Source organism: Rhizobacter terrae, from assembly GCF_003852895.1.
GTDB classification, from domain to species: domain Bacteria; phylum Pseudomonadota; class Gammaproteobacteria; order Burkholderiales; family Burkholderiaceae_C; genus Albitalea; species Albitalea terrae.
The window spans coordinates 337,972-354,859 of record NZ_QUSW01000006.1; the positions used below are offsets into that span (position 1 = coordinate 337,972).

General features: G+C 65.4%; 14 protein-coding genes. 7 read left to right on the forward strand and 7 right to left on the reverse strand.

Going from position 1 to position 16,888, the window contains the following annotated elements; genetic code table 11:
- Window positions 1–43 precede the first annotated feature (43 nt).
- From rbfA to rimP, 4 genes are all read right to left on the reverse strand, one after another.
- Window positions 44–409, reverse strand: a complete 366-nt coding sequence (rbfA, locus tag DZC73_RS21585; RefSeq protein WP_124542446.1) for a 30S ribosome-binding factor RbfA — start codon at window positions 407–409, stop codon at window positions 44–46.
- A 75-nt stretch (window positions 410–484) separates the two neighbouring features.
- Complete coding sequence (gene infB / locus DZC73_RS21590) at window positions 485–3,388, reverse strand: translation initiation factor IF-2 (RefSeq protein WP_124542447.1); 2,904 nt, start codon at window positions 3,386–3,388, stop codon at window positions 485–487.
- Window positions 3,389–3,452: 64 nt separating this feature from the next.
- Window positions 3,453–4,931 carry a transcription termination factor NusA gene (gene nusA / locus DZC73_RS21595; RefSeq protein ID WP_124542448.1) on the reverse strand — a complete coding sequence of 493 codons (1,479 nt, stop codon included), beginning with the start codon at window positions 4,929–4,931 and terminating at the stop codon, window positions 3,453–3,455.
- Window positions 4,928–5,479, reverse strand: coding sequence for a ribosome maturation factor RimP (gene rimP, locus DZC73_RS21600; protein WP_124542449.1), 552 nt, complete (start codon window positions 5,477–5,479; stop codon window positions 4,928–4,930). Before rimP ends, nusA begins: the two co-directional genes overlap by 4 nt.
- A 296-nt stretch (window positions 5,480–5,775) precedes the next feature.
- Between rimP and fabI the strand changes: the two genes are divergently transcribed.
- A complete protein-coding gene (gene fabI / locus DZC73_RS21605) occupies window positions 5,776–6,567 on the forward strand; it encodes an enoyl-ACP reductase FabI (protein WP_124542450.1) in 792 nt (263 codons plus the stop codon).
- Window positions 6,568–6,653: 86 nt separating this feature from the next.
- Here fabI and DZC73_RS30055 read toward each other — a convergent pair whose 3' ends face one another.
- From DZC73_RS30055 to DZC73_RS21620, 3 genes are all read right to left on the reverse strand, one after another.
- Window positions 6,654–7,529 carry an SHOCT domain-containing protein gene (locus DZC73_RS30055; protein WP_198414918.1) on the reverse strand — a complete coding sequence of 292 codons (876 nt, stop codon included), beginning with the start codon at window positions 7,527–7,529 and terminating at the stop codon, window positions 6,654–6,656.
- A gap of 120 nt (window positions 7,530–7,649) precedes the next feature.
- Entirely contained in the window at window positions 7,650–8,564 is a 915-nt protein-coding gene (locus DZC73_RS21615) for an SHOCT domain-containing protein (RefSeq protein WP_124542451.1), read from the reverse strand.
- 89 nt (window positions 8,565–8,653) lie between these two features.
- Window positions 8,654–9,628: a glucokinase gene (locus DZC73_RS21620; protein ID WP_124542452.1), complete on the reverse strand. Its 975-nt coding sequence runs from the start codon at window positions 9,626–9,628 to the stop codon at window positions 8,654–8,656.
- A 489-nt stretch (window positions 9,629–10,117) separates the two neighbouring features.
- On the opposite strand from DZC73_RS21620, the gene DZC73_RS21625 reads away from it, so the two are divergent.
- The 6 genes from DZC73_RS21625 (at window position 10,118) to DZC73_RS21650 (ending at window position 16,823) form a co-directional block, all read left to right on the forward strand.
- Entirely contained in the window at window positions 10,118–11,449 is a 1,332-nt protein-coding gene (locus DZC73_RS21625; protein WP_124542453.1) for a maltoporin, read from the forward strand.
- Between the two features lie 34 nt (window positions 11,450–11,483).
- On the forward strand, window positions 11,484–12,593 hold the full coding sequence (locus DZC73_RS21630) for an ABC transporter ATP-binding protein (protein WP_124542454.1): 1,110 nt from the start codon (window positions 11,484–11,486) through the stop codon (window positions 12,591–12,593).
- A gap of 73 nt (window positions 12,594–12,666) precedes the next feature.
- The gene (gene malE, locus DZC73_RS21635; protein WP_124542455.1) at window positions 12,667–13,863 is read left to right on the forward strand and encodes a maltose/maltodextrin ABC transporter substrate-binding protein MalE; all 1,197 of its coding nucleotides are present in this window, start codon (window positions 12,667–12,669) and stop codon (window positions 13,861–13,863) included.
- A gap of 57 nt (window positions 13,864–13,920) precedes the next feature.
- On the forward strand, window positions 13,921–15,453 hold the full coding sequence (gene malF, locus DZC73_RS21640) for a maltose ABC transporter permease MalF (RefSeq protein ID WP_124542456.1): 1,533 nt from the start codon (window positions 13,921–13,923) through the stop codon (window positions 15,451–15,453).
- Window positions 15,454–15,474: 21 nt separating this feature from the next.
- Window positions 15,475–16,365 (forward strand): maltose ABC transporter permease MalG, encoded by an 891-nt coding sequence (gene malG / locus DZC73_RS21645; protein ID WP_124542457.1) that lies wholly within the window; start codon window positions 15,475–15,477, stop codon window positions 16,363–16,365.
- A 32-nt stretch (window positions 16,366–16,397) separates the two neighbouring features.
- Entirely contained in the window at window positions 16,398–16,823 is a 426-nt protein-coding gene (locus DZC73_RS21650; RefSeq protein WP_161974695.1) for a pullulanase-associated domain-containing protein, read from the forward strand.
- Window positions 16,824–16,888: the final 65 nt, after the last annotated feature.

Sequence of the window (16,888 nt, forward strand, 5' to 3'; positions counted from 1 at the left end):
AAAATCGCCGCGTGGGTCCGCTTCGCTTGACCCACCCTACGTGTCAGTCTTCTTTCGCCCTTGTGGCGTTGGCCTGGTTGATCAGCAAGTTCAGCTCGGCTGCGCGCTCGGTCGTGCGGTCGAACAGGAAATGCAGCGTGGGCACGGTGTGGATCTGCAGCCGCTTGAACAGGCTGTTGCGGATGAAGCCCGCCGCCTCGTTCAGTGCCTCTTCACACTCGGTGGGGTCGCCCACCAGCAGCGAGAAGTACACCTTCGCATGCGCATAGTCGGGCGTCACGTCCACGTGGTTGACCGTGACCATGCCCACGCGCGGGTCCTTGAGCTCGCGGATGAGCTCGGCCACGTCGCGCTGGATCTGGTCCGCCACTCGGAAGCTGCGGTTGGGTATGGATCGCTTGTGTTTCATCTTTCGTTCCCCATCAACGACAAACCCCGCCTGCTTTGATTCAGGCGGGGTTTGGGGACGAGGCCCGCTGCCGCCTTACAGCGTGCGTGCCACTTCCTTCACCTCGAAGAATTCCAGCTGGTCGCCCTCGGAGATGTCGTTGTAGTTCTTCAGCTTGATACCGCACTCGAAGCCTTCCTTGACTTCGCGCACGTCGTCCTTCAAGCGGCGAACCGACTCGATCTCTCCGGTGTAGACCACCACGTTGTCGCGCAGCAGGCGGAAGCGCGCGCCACGGCGCACCAGGCCCGAGGTGACCATGGAGCCCGCCACCGTGCCGATCTTGGAGGCCACGAACACCGTGCGGATCTCCGCCGTGCCGATGACTTCCTCGCGCTGCTCGGGGGCCAGCATGCCGGTCATCGCTGCCTTCACCTCATCCACGGCGTCGTAGATGATGTTGTAGTAGCGGATGTCCACGCCATTGTTCTCGGCCAGCTTGCGCGCGCCGGCATCGGCACGCGTGTTGAAGCCGATGATGATCGCCTTGGATGCGATGGCGAGATTGATGTCGCTTTCGCTGATGCCGCCGACCGCCGCGTGCACGATCTGCACCTTGACTTCGTCGGTGCTGAGCTTTTGCAGCGACTGCGCCAGCGCTTCCTGCGAACCCTGCACGTCGGCCTTGATGATGAGCGCCAGCGTCTGCATGTCGCCCTGGCCCATGTTCTCGAACATGTTCTCCAGCTTGGCGGCCTGCTGCTTGGCCAGCTTCACGTCACGGTACTTGCCCTGGCGGAAGGTGGCGATTTCGCGGGCGCGGCGCTCGTCGGCCAGCACCATGAACTCGTCGCCGGCCTGCGGCACCTCGGTGAGGCCCTGGATTTCCACCGGCAGCGACGGACCGGCTTCGGTCGCGCTCTTGCCGTCTTCGTCCAGCATGGCACGCACGCGGCCGTAGCTCGAACCCGCCAGCACGACGTCGCCGCGCTTGAGCGTGCCCGACTGCACCAGCACCGTGGCCACCGGGCCGCGGCCCTTGTCCAGCTGCGCTTCGATGACCAGGCCCTTGGCGGGCGCCTCGATGGCGGCCTTGAGTTCCAGCACTTCGGCCTGCAGCAGCACCTGCTCCAGCAGGTCGTCGATGCCCTGGCCGGTCTTGGCCGACACGGGCACGAAGGGCGAATCGCCGCCGAAGTCTTCCGGCACGACTTCCTCGGCCACGAGCTCGCTCTTCACGCGCTCGACGTTGGCGTCCGGCTTGTCGATCTTGTTCATCGCGACCACGATGGGCACACCCGCCGCCTTCGCGTGGTGGATGGCTTCCTTCGTCTGCGGCATCACGCCGTCGTCGGCCGCTACCACCAGGATGACGATGTCGGTCGCCTTGGCACCGCGCGCACGCATGGCCGTGAAGGCCGCGTGACCCGGGGTGTCCAGGAAGGTGATCATGCCGCGCGGCGTGTCGACGTGGTAAGCGCCGATGTGCTGCGTGATGCCACCGGCCTCACCCGCGGCCACGCGGGCACGGCGGATGTAGTCCAGCAGCGAGGTCTTGCCGTGGTCGACGTGGCCCATGACGGTGACCACCGGCGCGCGCGGCAGCAGCTCGTGCGCGGCTTCGGTCTCGCCTTCGGTGAGGAAGGCTTCCGGGTCGTCCAGCTTGGCAGCGAACGCCTTGTGGCCCATTTCCTCGACGAGGATCATGGCCGTTTCCTGGTCCAGCTGCTGGTTGATGGTGACCATCTGGCCCAGCTTCATCAGTTGCTTGATGACCTCGGAGGCCTTCACCGACATCTTGTGGGCGAGATCGGCCACGCTGATGGTCTCGGGCACGTGCACTTCCTGCACCTGCTGCTCGACCGGCGCCACGAAGGTGGACGTGCCGCCATCGCGATCGCCGCCGCGGCGTCCGCCGCGCGGGGCGCGCCAGCCGGCACGGGCACCGCCCGCGGCGGGTTCAGTGCGACCCTTGACGGCGCCACGCTTCTTGGCGGCATCGTCAGCCCAGCTCGACGAGAGCTTCTCGGACTTGACGGACTTCTTGTCGCCCGGCTTGGCAGCCCCAGCGGCACCCGGCGCAGCCGGTGCAGCAGCGGTCGTGGTGGCCGCCTTGTGGATGGTGCCCTTGATGCCTTCCTTGCCGGCCTCGGCCGCCTTGGGCGCCTCTTCCGGCTTCTTGGCGGTGAGCACCTTCTTGGGCGCGTTCATCATCGCGCGGATGGCCGCGGCTTCTTCCTCGGCGGCCTTGCGGCGCTTGGCGAGGTCGGCAGCACGCTGCTTCTCTTCGTCGACGACGTCGGCGGCCTTGATCACGCGCAAGGCCGGCTTGGGCGGTTCGGCAGGCGCCACGGGCGCGGCCACCGGGGCAGCCACTGCGGGTGCAGAGGCCGCGGCCTTGGCGGCGGGAGCCGGAGCCGTGGTCTTGGCGGCAGCCTGCGCCGCAGCTTCGGCGGCGGCCTTGGCGGCAGCGGCCGCAGCCTCGGCGGCAGCCTTGGCAGCCGCTTCCGCGGCCTCGCGCTGGCGGGCCTCGGCAGCCTCACGCTCCAGGCGCGCCTGCTCTTCACGCTGGCGGCGCTTTTCCTCGAGTTCCTCTTCCTGGCGGCGCAGGAGTTCGGCCTGGGCTTGCGCTTCCAGCTCGCGGCGCTGCAGCTCGGCGTCGTCAGCCACGGCAACGGCCGGTGCATCGCCCGCAGCGTCATCGCGCTTGACGAAGGTGCGCTTCTTGCGCACCTCGACCTGGATGGTGCGCGCCTTGCCGCTCGCATCGGCCTGCTTGATCTCGCTGGTCGACTTGCGGGTGAGCGTGATCTTCTTGCGCTCGCCGCCGGCGGTGCCGTGGGCAGAACGCAGGTGATCGAGCAGGCGCTCCTTGTCCGCTTCAGTCAGTGCGTCATCCGTCGACGCCTTGCTGACGCCAGCCGACTGCAACTGCTCGAGCAGTGCCGTGGCCGAGCGGTTGAGCTCTGCGGCGAGTTGGGCGACGGTAGTCACAGCCATTGTTGAATCCTTGCTTGGGTCTTGCGGTGCGGCTTGCTGGTCAAGTGGTGCGTGTCTGGTTGATTCAAGCGTTGAACCAGTGTTCACGCGCCTTCATGATCAGGGCCTTGGCCTGTGCCTCGTCGACACCGGTCATGTCAGTCAGTTCGTCGACGGCGAGGTCGGCGAGGTCGTCACGCGTATGGATGCCGCTGTCGGAGAGCTTCTCGATCAGCTCGGGCGTCAGGCCTTGCAGGTCGCGCAGGTCCTGCGAGACGTCCTCGACCTTTTCCTCGCGGGCGATTTCCATCGTCAGCAGCGCGTCCTTGGCACGGGTGCGCAGCTCGTTGACGGTGTCCTCGTCGAAGCCTTCGATCTCCAGCATTTCCTGCATGGGCACGTAGGCCACTTCTTCCAGGCTGGAGAAGCCTTCGGCGATGAGGATGTCGGCCACTTCGGCGTCCACGTCGAGCTTCTCGACGAAGAGCTTGCGCACGGAGTCGCTCTCTTGCGCCTGCTTGGCCGACGATTCCTCGGCGGTCATGATGTTGATGCGCCAGCCGGTGAGTTCCGATGCGAGGCGCACGTTCTGGCCGCCGCGGCCGATGGCGATGGCGAGGTTTTCCTCGTCGACCACCACGTCCATGGCGTGGCGCTCTTCGTCGACCACGATGGACTGCACGTTGGCCGGAGCCAGCGCGCCGATGACGAACTGCGCAGGGTCTTCCGACCACAGCACGATGTCCACGCGTTCGCCGGCGAGCTCATTGGTCACGGCGTTCACACGCGAACCGCGCACGCCCACGCAGGTGCCGATCGGGTCCACGCGCTTGTCGTGCGAGAGCACGGCGATCTTGGCGCGGCTGCCGGCGTCGCGGGCGCAGCTCTTGATCTCCAGCAGGCCCTGCTCGATCTCTGGCACTTCCTGCGAGAACAGCTCGATCATGAAGCCCGGGGCGCTGCGCGACAGCAGGATCTGCGGGCCGCGCAAGGTGGGGTCCACCTCGGCGATGAAGGCCCGCACGCGGTCGCCCGAGCGCAGGTTTTCCTTGGGGATCATCTCGCTGCGGCGCAGGCGGCCTTCCACGCGGCCGGACTCGACGATGATGTCGCCCTTGTCCAGGCGCTTGACCGTGCCCACGAAGATCTTCTCGCCACGCGAGAGGAAGTCGTTGAGGAGCTGCTCGCGCTCGGCATCACGGATCTTCTGCAGGATGACCTGCTTGGCGGCTTGCGCGCCGATGCGGCCGATGGAGACGGACTCGACCGGCTCCTCGATGTAGTCGTCGACCTCGATGTCGGCGATCTGCTCTTGTGCTTCGAAGTGCAGGATTTCGGCGTCAGGCAGTTGCAGGCCGGCTTCGTTGGGCACCACGTGCCAGCGGCGGAAGGTCTCGTAGTCGCCGGTCTCGCGGTCCACGGACACGCGCATGTCGACTTCGCCGCCATGCAGCTTCTTGGATGCCGAAGCGAGAGCAGCTTCGACGGCGCCGAAGACGACTTCCCGATCCACGCTCTTTTCGCGAGAGATCGCGTCGACCAGCATCAACAGTTCGCGGTTCATTGTTCTTGACCTCCAACCTCTTCATCGGCCTGCGGCTCGTCGCCGGGCGCCACCGGGGCTGCCTGGAAGCGGCGCCCCTTGAAATCGATCACCGGCACGAGCCGGGCTTCACGGACCTCTTCCAGCGAGAAATCGAGTGCCTGGTCGGTCTTGCCGTCGTTGAAGACGATGCGCCAGCCCGTGGCGCCCTCGCCATCCTGTGCCTGCAGCACACCGGAATACTTCTTGCGACCCTGGAACGGCATCTTGAGCGTGAGCTCGATCTGCTCGCCCGCGAAGCGGGCGTAGTCGGCCGCCTTCTTGAGGGGACGATCCAGGCCGGGAGACGAGACTTCGAGGCGCTCGTAGGAGCCGCCCTCGACTTCGAGCACGTGCTGAAGCTGGCGGGTCACCTTTTCGCAGTCGTCGACGGTGATGAATTCACCGGTGGGATCATTGGGCAGGCGGTCGATGAACACACGAAGCAACCCACGAGCGCTGCGCTCGACGTCGACCAGGTCATAACCCAGGCCGGTGACGGTTCGTTCGATGGCGGCTTGCCAATTCATTGATGCGTATCGACGGTGTCTTGAAGCGAAAAAGAAACGACCAAGCAAAAAAAATGGGCTGGAAAAGAATCCGCCCATGCAGCTTTCTCGGGAAACCGCAATTGTAGCGCGGCCGGCAGGTACAGGCAACACTTTGGCCTGTCAAGCCCGCTACCGGGGCATGCTTCACACCAGCACGGGGCATGCCGGGAGAATCCTTCGGGCCGCCGGAATCGGCAGCGCACCGGGATACGCCGAACAGATGGTGGCTGCGTGCCAGAATTCGAGGCTGACACCTATTTTCGTTTGGAGACACCATGGGATTTCTGGCCGGCAAGCGCTTCCTCATCACCGGCGTGCTGAACAACCGCTCCATTGCGTACGGCATCGCCCGGGCCTGCCACCGCGAAGGGGCCGAGCTGGCCTTCACCTACCAGGGCGAGCGCTTCAAGGACCGCATCGCCGAGTTCGCCGCCGAATTCGGCTCCAAGCTCACCTACGAAATGGACGTGGCCGATGATGCGCAGATCGAGCGCACCTTTGCCCAACTGGGCGAGGTCTGGCCGGAATTCGACGGCTTCGTGCACGCCATCGGCTTCGCGCCGCGCGAGGCCATCGCAGGCGACTTCCTCGACGGCCTGTCGCGCGAGGCCTTCCGCATCGCGCATGACATCTCCAGCTACAGCTTCCCGGCCATGGCCAAGTTCGCCGCACCGCGCCTGCGCCAGGGTTCGTCGCTGCTGACGCTGAGCTACCTGGGTGCCATCCGCAACGTGCCGGCCTACAACACCATGGGCCTGGCCAAGGCCTCGCTGGAGGCCAGCGTGCGCTACCTGGCAGGCAGCCTGGGCCCCAAGGGCATCCGTGTGAACGGCATCTCGGCCGGGCCGATCAAGACGCTGGCGGCGTCGGGCATCAAGGGCTTCGGGAAGATCCTGGACGTGGTGGCGAACAACTCGCCGCTGCGACGCAACGTGACCATCGAGGATGTGGGCAACGTGGCGGCCTTCCTGCTGTCGGACCTGTCCGCGGGCGTGACCAGCGAGATCACCTACGTGGACGGCGGCTTCAGCCACGCGATGGCTGGCGGCGCGGACATTGCCGAGTAAACCGGATTCACCGCCCCCAGAAGAACAAAGACCGGCCCGTGCCGGTCTTTGTTGTTTCCGCTGGCCCGATGCCACCGGTGCAGGCGCTACAACTTCTGCAGCACCTCGCGGCGTTTCTGCTGATATTCCTCCTCGGTGATGAGGTTCTTGTCGCGCAGCCGCTTGAGCGTGATCAGGCGCTGCTCGATTTCATCGCCAATCGCCGCAGGTGACCCCGGAGTGGCAGGCACCGCCGGCTGCGCTGGCTGAGACGGCGTCGACACTGTCGCCGCAGTGGCCGCACGCGCAGGTTGGGCCGGGGTGGCCACAGTGCTTGCCGAAGCAGTCGACACCGTCACCACCGGCACCACCACCCAGTCGCCGCGCTTGCTCGCACCGGTGGACACCTTCAGCGAGGCCGGCCCGGCCTGCACGCGCGAACCGTATTCGAACTTCGGCTCAATGCGCGTGTTGATGTAGTCGCCCATGAACGAAAACCGCGTGTCGCGAACCACCACGTTCAGCCCGTCAGCCGTGACGAAAAGCCGTGCCGTGACCGCCTTCGGAGCGGACATGGCGCTGCCTCGGCGGGCATTGGTCACCAGCAGCACGTCGTCCACCGGCTTGGCCAGCGAGAGCGCGCGGCTGAGCACGGGCACGAGTTCGGTCAGCTCGTCATCGGCAAACAACGGCTCCATGCCGTCGCGCGTGCTCACCTGGATGCCGGCCAGCTGGCTCTTCAGCGTGGACGCGTCCACCTGGGCCGGATGCCGGTTGTTGGCGGTGGACGACTCCTTGTCCTCCACCAGCTTCACGGTCGTGAACTGCGCGAGCTTCCACGAGCGCTGGGTGGACGGCCCCAGGTCGCCGCTGTTGCCGAACAGCCCCTCGAGCAGGCCCGCGGAATGCGCGGGCATGGACGCCGCCAGCACACTGCCCAGCGCCATGGCCACCGCGGCCTGGCGCAACAACTTCTTGTTCACTGCCACATCTCCTGAAATCAGACGCCGTCGCGGCGCCCGTGCATGCCCGACTTTACCCGCCTTGCAAGCGATTTCAGGGATGGGAAGACCCGAGGAAAACCTAGCGGGTCTTGCGCAAAGTCACAGACCCGAGAGGATTTCCTTGCGCTTTTGCTGGTACTCCTCCTCGGTGATCGCGCCCTGGTCGCGCAAGAGCTTCAGACCCTTGAGGCGGCGCGCCTGCTCTTCGTAGTAGGCGGTGTCGCGGGTGGGCGTGGCCGCGGGCAGCACGGCGGCGGGCGCGGGAGCGGGGGCAGGCAGCGTCGTCACGGTGCCTGCAGGCGCTGCCTGCTGGATGGGCGCAGCCGTCGGTGCAGTCATGGCCGCAGGCACGACCGGGGCCGGCACGGCGGCCGCGATGGGAATCGCGATCCAGTCGGTGCGCTTGGTGGCGGCGCTCGTGCTCTGCACGACCGCCTTGCTCTGCTTTGCACGCTCGCCGAACTCGAAGGTCGGCGGGATCTTGGTGCCGATGTAGGCATCCACGAAGTCGCGGCGCGCGTCGTGCACGATGACGTTGAGGTTGCCGTCCTGCACGAACAGGCGGGCGGTGATGCCCAGTGGCGCGGTCAGCACGCTTTCGCCGCGGCGGTGGGTGCTCAGCAGCACGAGGTCCTCGTTCGGGCCGGCCACCGACAACGCCTGCGTGATGGGCTCCACGAGGTCCTGGATCTCCTCGCCGTAGAACAGCGGGAACGACTTGCCGTCGACCTTCGCCTGCACCAGCACGAGTTGCTGGCGCACGCCTTCGGGATTCAGCCGGGCCGGATGCGCATTGGGCGCACTACCCGCTTCGCGCGGCACGATCTGCACCGCTGTGAACTCCGACAGCCGCCAGGTCTTCTTGTTCGGGTTGACGGTGGCGTTGCCGGACTCGCTCGTGCTGGCCTTCTTGCCGAAGAGGAAGTCCATCACGCCGGCCTGCGCTGAAACGCTGGCCGCACCGAGCGCCACGGTGATCAGCGCCGCCAGCGCCCGGGAATGCAATTGCTTCATCGGATCATCTCCAGATTCGTCGTTGTGGGCAGCGCCGGGAGAGAGCCGCAGGCGCCGTGCGCGCGCAAGTCTAGTGCGTGCGAGCCAGGTCAGAGATCGTCCAGCGCACGGGCCGCACCGATCAGGCCGGGCGACACCTTGGACTGCAGGACGTACGTGGGAATCTGCTGGACGTACTGGCGGAAGCGCCCCTTGCTTTCGAAGCTCTGGCGAAAGCGCGACCTGTCGATCGCATCGCCCAGGCGCGGCACGATGCCGCCCCCGATGTACAGCCCGCCCAGCGAGCCGAGCGACAAGGCCAGGTTTCCGGCGATGGTACCCAGGAAGCTGAAGAACAGATCCATCGCTTCAACGCAATGCGGGTCGCTGCCGCCGGTGGCGCGATCGGTGATCTGCGCTGCGTTGAGCGGCTGCGCGTCCTTCACACCGGCCAGTTCGCACACCGCCTGATGGAGGTTCTCGATGCCGGGCCCCGACAGCGCGCGCTCCGCCGATGCATGCCCGAAGCGGCGGCGCAGGATGGCCACGACCTTTTCTTCCCGCTCGTCGATGGCCGCCAGCGTGACGTGCCCGCCTTCGCCGTTGATTGGGATCGCCCGGTGACCCGATCCCGCCGGAAGCAGCCCGGACACGCCCAGGCCGGTACCTGCTCCCAGCAGCGCCAGCGGCGCACCCGGCACAGCCGTGCCCTGCCCTACCTGGCGCAGGTCCGAAGGCTCCATCGCCGGCAGAGACAAGGCCAGCGCGGTGAAGTCGTTGATGACCAGGAAACGGTCCAGCTTCAGCTCCGCCTGCACGCCGGAGATGGAGAACGCCCAGTCGTGGTTGGTCATCTTCACCACGTCGCCCACCACGGGGTTGGCAATGCCGATGGAGCACCAGCGCGGCTGCGACTTGCCATGCTTGGCCAGGTAGGCGCGGATGGCGGCGACGATCGTCGGGTAGTCGGCGCCTGGAAGCGTGTCGATGTCGGTGAGGGGTGAGTTCTCGGATTCGATCCATCCGAAGCGGGCGTTCGTCCCGCCGATGTCCCCGACCAGTCGGGGGAAAGTTCCTGCCTGCATGTAGTGCTCGATCCTGGTTGATGTTCTGCGGGGCTTGTTCTGTTTTGACCTTGCTCGCCCGTCCCTGCGGCGTCAAGGTTGGCTCAGATTGACCATTCCCCCAACATTTGTAGCCAAACTACTTTATTGATCTTACAGGCCGATCGAGTACAAGTCCACGCTGCCAACCCCATGACAACCCTGATTCCACTCCAGCACCAGCGTTGCTCCCAGGCAAATCCTGGTACAAACCCGCGTTTACCGGATGTAGTTCCATTACTAGAGTGACGACCTAATCGAAACTACAGCAACAGTTGTAGTCACATTACTGAATCAGCAAGGACTACCAAGCATCCCTTTTTTCATTGCGGCGAGAGACTTCGGGCGGTGTCCCCCCGCACCGCCCACCCTTTTCAGAAGTCGCTTTGCCGTGTCGTTCCCCCGTGTCGATGGCCGGAGCCCCCGCGAACGTCTCGACAAATCCCAAGCAAACCCTTCCGAGGAGTCACCATGAACAAGAGATTCAAGCTGCTGGCCGTGTCGGCGGCCGTGGCAAGCGCTATTGCGGCGCCCGCAGCCAAGGCCGACGATGTCGAATTCCACGGCTATGTCCGTACGCAAGTGGGCGGTACGGACAAAGGCGGCAATTTGCAGTGCTTCCGCCTGGGCTTCCCGGCACAAGCGAAGTACCGTCTGGGCAATGAGTGCGACAACTACGGCGAAGCCGCGGTGGTCGTGCCCTTCGGCAAGTCCGACGGTGCTTTCTTCAAGTACAACCTGCGCCTGGCTCTGCGTGAAAAGGGCGCGCAAGACTTCGAGGACGTGTCAACCGCTGTGGACTTCGGCTCATCCAGCACCAGCACGAACTTCCAGTTCGCCAGCCGCGAGAACTACATCATCGGCGGCGGGTTCTTCCCCAAGGGCAGCGCCTTCGAGGACGCGAAGCTGTGGGTGGGCAAGCGCTTCTACAACCGCAACGACGTCCACATCAACGACTACTACTACTGGGCCAACACCGGCCCGGGCGCCGGCATTGAAGACATCGGCCTGGGCGGCGTGGGCAAGTTCGCCTTCGCCTACCACCAGAACGGCGGCAACTCGGGCCTGGACGGCGCACCCGGCAGCTTCCTGTTCGGCACCGGCGTGGGCGTCGAGGCCTCCAAGCGCTTCGAGTTCCGGGCCTACGACATTGCCGCCAACAAGGACGGCAAGCTGGAATTCGCGGCCGAAGTCATCAAGGGCAGCGATGCCATCGGCACCGGCGACAAGACCGGCTACCTGCTGACCGCCCAGCACACGCAAGGCGGCTTCTTCGGCGGCTTCACCAAGGTCGCGCTGCAGTACGGCCGCGGCAACGGCGCCGGCATGAACTGGATTCCCGCCTACGCCGGCGGCAAGAACGACACGGCTGGCGAGAGCATCCGCCTCGTGACGCAGGCCTACGTCGCCCCGGAAGGCACGAACTGGTCGGGCATGGCGACCTTCGCCATCGACAACCTGAAGAAGGCCCCGTGGGACCTGAAGCAGCGCGAATGGATCACCATCGGTGCCCGTCCGCAGTACAACTTCAGCGACAACGTGAGCCTGGCGTTCGAAATTGGCCATGACCGCGCCAAGGACGCCAGCGGTTCGGGCAAGTGGGCCACACTGACCAAGGCCACCATTGCGCCTCAGCTCACGCTGACCCGCGGCTTCTGGGCTCGCCCGGTGCTGCGCGGCTTCGTCACCTACGCCACGTGGAACGACGAGGCCAAGGGCGGCGTGAACTACCTGAGCAACAACGTCTGGGCCAGCAAGAACAACGGCCTGACCTACGGTGCCCAGGTGGAAGCCTGGTGGTGATCTGACTTAGAACGTAGAAGGAGACAACGCAGACATGGCTGACCTGAAGCTTCAAGGCCTTCGAAAGGCCTTCGACGAGACCGTGATCCTTCACGGCGTGGATCTGGAGATCCGCGACGGCGAGTTCATGGTGTTCGTCGGCCCCTCGGGTTGCGGCAAGTCGACCATGCTGCGTTGCATCGCCGGCCTGGAGGACATCACGTCGGGCGACCTGTTCATCGGTGGCGAAAAGGTCAACGATGTGCCGCCCTCCAAGCGCGGCATCGCCATGGTGTTCCAAAGCTATGCGCTCTACCCCCACATGACGGTGGCGGAGAACATGGCCTTCGGACTTCGCCTGGCCGGATTCAGCAAGCAGGAGATGAAGGCCGCGGTGGACCGCGCCGCGCAGATCCTGCAGATCGAGCACCTGCTCGAGCGCAAGCCCAAGGCCTTGTCGGGCGGCCAGCGCCAGCGCGTGGCCATCGGCCGCGCCATCGTGCGCAAGCCCGGCGTGTTCCTGTTCGACGAGCCGCTGTCCAACCTGGATGCGGCCTTGCGCGTGCAGATGCGCGTGGAGTTGTCGCGCCTGCACCAGGAACTGAAGACGACGATGATCTACGTGACCCACGACCAGGTGGAGGCCATGACGCTGGCCCACCGCATCGTGGTGCTGAGCGCGGGCCGCATCGAGCAGGTGGGCACGCCCATGGAGCTGTACCACTCGCCGGTGAACAAGTTCGTGGCCGGCTTCATCGGCTCGCCCAAGATGAACTTGGTGGAAGGCCAGCTCGCCGCGAGCGTGAATGGACATGCGATGGTGAAGCTGTCGGACGGCTCCACCGTGCCCGTCGCAGCCGATGCATCGGCCCTCGCCTCCGGCGCCAAGGTGACGCTGGGCATCCGCCCCGAGCATGCGATGGCCTCGTCGCAGGCCACCCAGGGCAGCGTGCGCGCGCACGTGCAGCTGGCCGAGCACCTGGGCGACACGACCTACCTGCACGTGGTGCTGGGCGACTCGACCACGCTGGTCGTGCGCACCGACCCCGAGAACCCATTGAACACGGGCGACATCGCCCAACTCACATTCCCGCCCTCACGCTGCTACCTGTTCGACGAAGGCGGAATCACGCAACCACGCACCGCCGCCGGCAGCGCGGGTTGACCCCTATCACGCAGCCCCACCCCCACCCGTTTCCACACAGACCCCGTCGAGGGCACCAACGAAGGAGATAGAGATGAGCATTCAGCGCCAACGAGTCACACTGCTGGCGGCCGCGGCCGCCCTCGCCGCGGGGCTGGCCCTGCCCGCGCACGCCGCCGAAGCCGGCAAGCTGCTGATCTGGATCAACGGCGACAAGGGCTACAACGGCCTGCAGAAGATCGGCGACGAGTTCGCCAAGAAGACCGGCGTGCAAGTCGTCGTCGAGCACCCCGAAGATGCCCCGGGCAAGTTCCAGCAGGCCGCTGCCGCCGGCAAGGGCCCGGACATCTGGATCTGGCCGCATGACCGCATCGGCGAATGGATCGGCGGCGGTCTGCTGACCCCCGTGACCCCGAGCAAGAAGGCCCAGGCCGACATCGACCCGCTGGCCTGGAAGGCCTTCAACGTGGGCGGCAAGACCTGGGGCTACCCGATCTCCATCGAGGCCGTCTCGCTGGTCTACAACAAGAAGCTCGTTCCCACGCCGCCCAAGACCTTCGAGGAAGTGATGGCGCTGGACAAGAAGCTGTCCGCCGACGGCAAGAAGGCCATCCTCTGGGACTACACCAACACCTACTTCACCTGGCCGCTGCTGGCCGCCAATGGCGGCTACGCCTTCAAGCTCAAGGCCGACGGCACCTATGACGCGGCCGACACCGGCGTGAACAACGCCGGCGCCTTGAAGGGCGTGGAGCTGCTGGACAAGCTGCTCAAGGAAAAGTACATGCCCCAGGGCTCGGGCTACGCCGAGATGGAAGCCGGCATGGCCCAGGGCAAGGTCGCGATGATGATCAACGGCCCCTGGTCGTGGGACAACCTGAAGAAGGCCAACATCGACTTCGGCGTGGCCAAGATCCCGATGGTCGCCGGCAAGAAGGCCGCGCCGTTCGTGGGCGTGCTGGGCGCGATGATCAACAAGTCCTCGCCCAACAAGGACGTGGCCACGGAGTTCATCGAGAACTTCATGATCACCGAGAAGGGCCTGAAAACCATCAACGACGACGTGCCGCTGGGCGTGCCGGCATCGAAGGCCTTCTACGCGCAGCTCAAGGGCGACGCGAAGATCCAGGCCACGATGGCTTCGGCGCAGGACGGCGCCCCGATGCCCAACAACCCCGAGATGGGCCGCTTCTGGTCCTCCATGGTCTCGGCGCTGGGCAACGTGATGGACGGCCGCCAGTCGCCCAAGGAAGCGATGGACGGCGCCGCCAAGCGCATCACCGCGAAGTAATCGTGTGACCTCCGCGGGGCGGGCTTTCGGGCCCTCCCCGCGCATTTGCTGGATTCCATGTCTTCTTCTTCGAAGCTGCGCACGCTCGCCGGTCCGGCAGCGCTGGCGCTCATCCTCCTGGCCGCCCTCTACCTCGTGATGCGTGTCTACGCCACGGGCGAACTGCTGCTGGCCGGCACCATGCTCGTCATCACGGCGCTGGCGGTGTGGATCTACAGCTCGAAGAAGACCTACGCCTTCCGCTACCTCTTCCCGGGCATCGCGGCGGCACTGATCTTCGTGGTGTTTCCGATGGTCTACACCATCGCCATCGGCTTCACCAACTACAGCTCGCGCAACCTGCTGGACTTCCACCGCGCGGAGCAGTACTTCCTCACCGAGACCTTCCGCGCCGAAGGTCCGTCGTATGAATTCAGCCTGCACAGCGCAGGCAACGCCTATCGCCTGAAGTTGACGCAAAGCGAAGGCGACAAGAGCTTCGTCGTCGGGCCGCTGGCACTGGCCGCGGAAACGCCGCTTGAAGTGCAGGCCCAGCCGCTCGATGCCGCCGTGCCGCTGGGCGATCCGCTGCCGCTCAAGGACGTGATCGGCAAGCAAAAGCTCATCAAGGCACTCGTCGTGGTGATGCCCGACAAGTCCAAGGTACAGATGGCCGGCCTGCGCGAGTTCGCGCCGGTGCAGCCGCTGTACGTGCGCCAGGCCGACGGCAGCCTGAAGAACGCGGAGAACGGCAGCGTCATCAAGGCCGACATGAACACCGGCTACTTCGTCGACGCCAACGGCGAGAAGCTGCAGCCCGGCTTCCAGGTGAAGACCGGCTGGGAGAACTACACCCGCATCTTCAGCGAACAGAAGTTCCGCGAGCCCTTCATCCGCATCTTCGTGTGGACCGTCGTGTTCTCCGGCCTCACGGTGCTGTTCGCCACCTCGCTGGGCATGCTGCTGGCGGTGCTCCTGAACTGGGACGCGCTGCGCTTCAAGGGTGCCTACCGCATCCTGCTGTTCCTGCCGTATGCGGTGCCGGGCTTCATCAGCATCCTGGTGTTCAAGGGGCTGTTCAACCAGAACGTGGGCGAGATCAACCTCATCCTCTCGGCCATCTTCGGCATCAAGCCCGCATGGTTCAGCGACCCGTTCCTTGCGAAGGTGATGCTGCTCATCGTGAACACCTGGCTGGGCTTCCCGTACATGATGGTCATCTGCATGGGGCTCATCAAGGCAATCCCGGCCGACCTGTACGAAGCCTCGGCCGTGGCCGGCGCCGGCCCGCTGACCAACTTCGCGCGCATCACCCTGCCCTTGATCATGAAGCCGCTCACGCCGCTCCTGATCTCGTCGTTCGCGTTCAACTTCAACAACTTCGTGCTGATCAGCCTGCTCACCGGCGGACGGCCCGACTTCATCGACACCAGCGTGCCCGCGGGCACCACCGACTTGCTGGTCAGCTACACCTACCGCATCGCCTTCCAGGACTCGGGCGCCAACTACGGCCTGGCAGCGGCGATCTCCACCGTCATCTTCCTGATGGTGGCCGTGGTGTCGCTCATCCAGATGCGCTTCACCCGCATCGTGGCCGACGAGACGCGCTGATTCATCGAGGAGCAAACAGACATGGCCATCGTCCTCGACAAATCCCACCGCTGGCGCGTCGTCGCCGCGCACGTGTTCCTCATCTCGCTGTGCGCGCTGGTGATCTTTCCCTTCCTCATGGTGCTGTCGATCTCGCTGCGCCCGGGCAACTTCGCCACTGGCAACATCATTCCCGACCACGTGAGCTTCGAGCACTGGCGCTTCGCGCTGGGCCTGTCGTACCAGGACGCGCAAGGCCGCCTGGTCGAGCCCGACCTGCCGGTGCTGCGCTGGCTGTGGAACTCCATCAAGATCGCCACGCTGTCGGCGCTGATCGGGCTGTTCCTCTCGACCACCGCCGCCTACGCCTTCGCCCGCATGAAGTTCCGTGGCAAGAAGCAGGCGCTGACCGGCCTCATGCTCATGCAGATGTTCCCCGCCGTGCTGGCGCTGGTGGCCATCTACGCCATCTTCGACCGCATCGGCAATGCCTTCCCCTCGGTGGGCATCGACTCGCACTGGTCGCTGCTCCTGGCGTACTCGGGCGGCATCGCGCTGCACGTGTGGACCATCAAGGGCTACTACGACACGATTCCGGTGGAGATCGAGGAAGCCGCGAAGGTCGACGGCGCCACGCCCTGGCAGGCCTTCCGCATGGTGCTGCTGCCCATGGCCGTGCCCATCCTCATGGTGGTGTTCCTGCTGGCGTTCATCAACGCCATCCAGGAGTACCCGGTCGCCTCCATCCTTCTCAAGCAGCAGGACCTGCTCACGCTCGCCGTGGGCTCCAAGATGTTCCTGTACGACCAGAAGTACCTCTGGGGCGATTTCGCCGCGGCAGCCATCCTGTCCGGCCTGCCCATCACCGTCGTGTTCATCCTGGCCCAGAAATGGATGATTTCGGGCCTGACGTCGGGGGGCGTCAAGGGATGAGTCTCCCAACCTCAACTCATGCGAGGCAACCCATGCTCAAGACCCTGATCACCGCCGTCATCGCGCTGGCCGCCGGATCGGCGATGGCCCAGACCACGCCCCCCGAGGGCAAGATCGGCATCAACTACAACCGCTGCGACAACACCTACGACGGCTGGGGCGCGCACCTGTGGAAGGACCCGGGCATCCCCATCCCCGGCGTGGAGTGGCAAAAGCCCATGCCGCCCACCGGCAAGAGCGACTTCGGCGTCTACTGGCATGCCGACTTCGCCGAGTTCGGCGGCAAGGGCAAGGTCAACTACATCATCCACAAGGGCGACACCAAGGAACAAGGTGGACGCGACATGTCCTTCGACGGCAAGACCGTGAAGGAGATCTGGGTGCTCAACGGCGATCGCAAGATCTACACCTCGCTGGACGACGCGAAGAAGGCACGGGCGGAGAACCCCTGCAAGTAATCGCGCTTGCCCTCGCCCCGGCCAACGCCGGGGCCCCACCGGGTCCCTCCCGCGTCCCTCAGTAG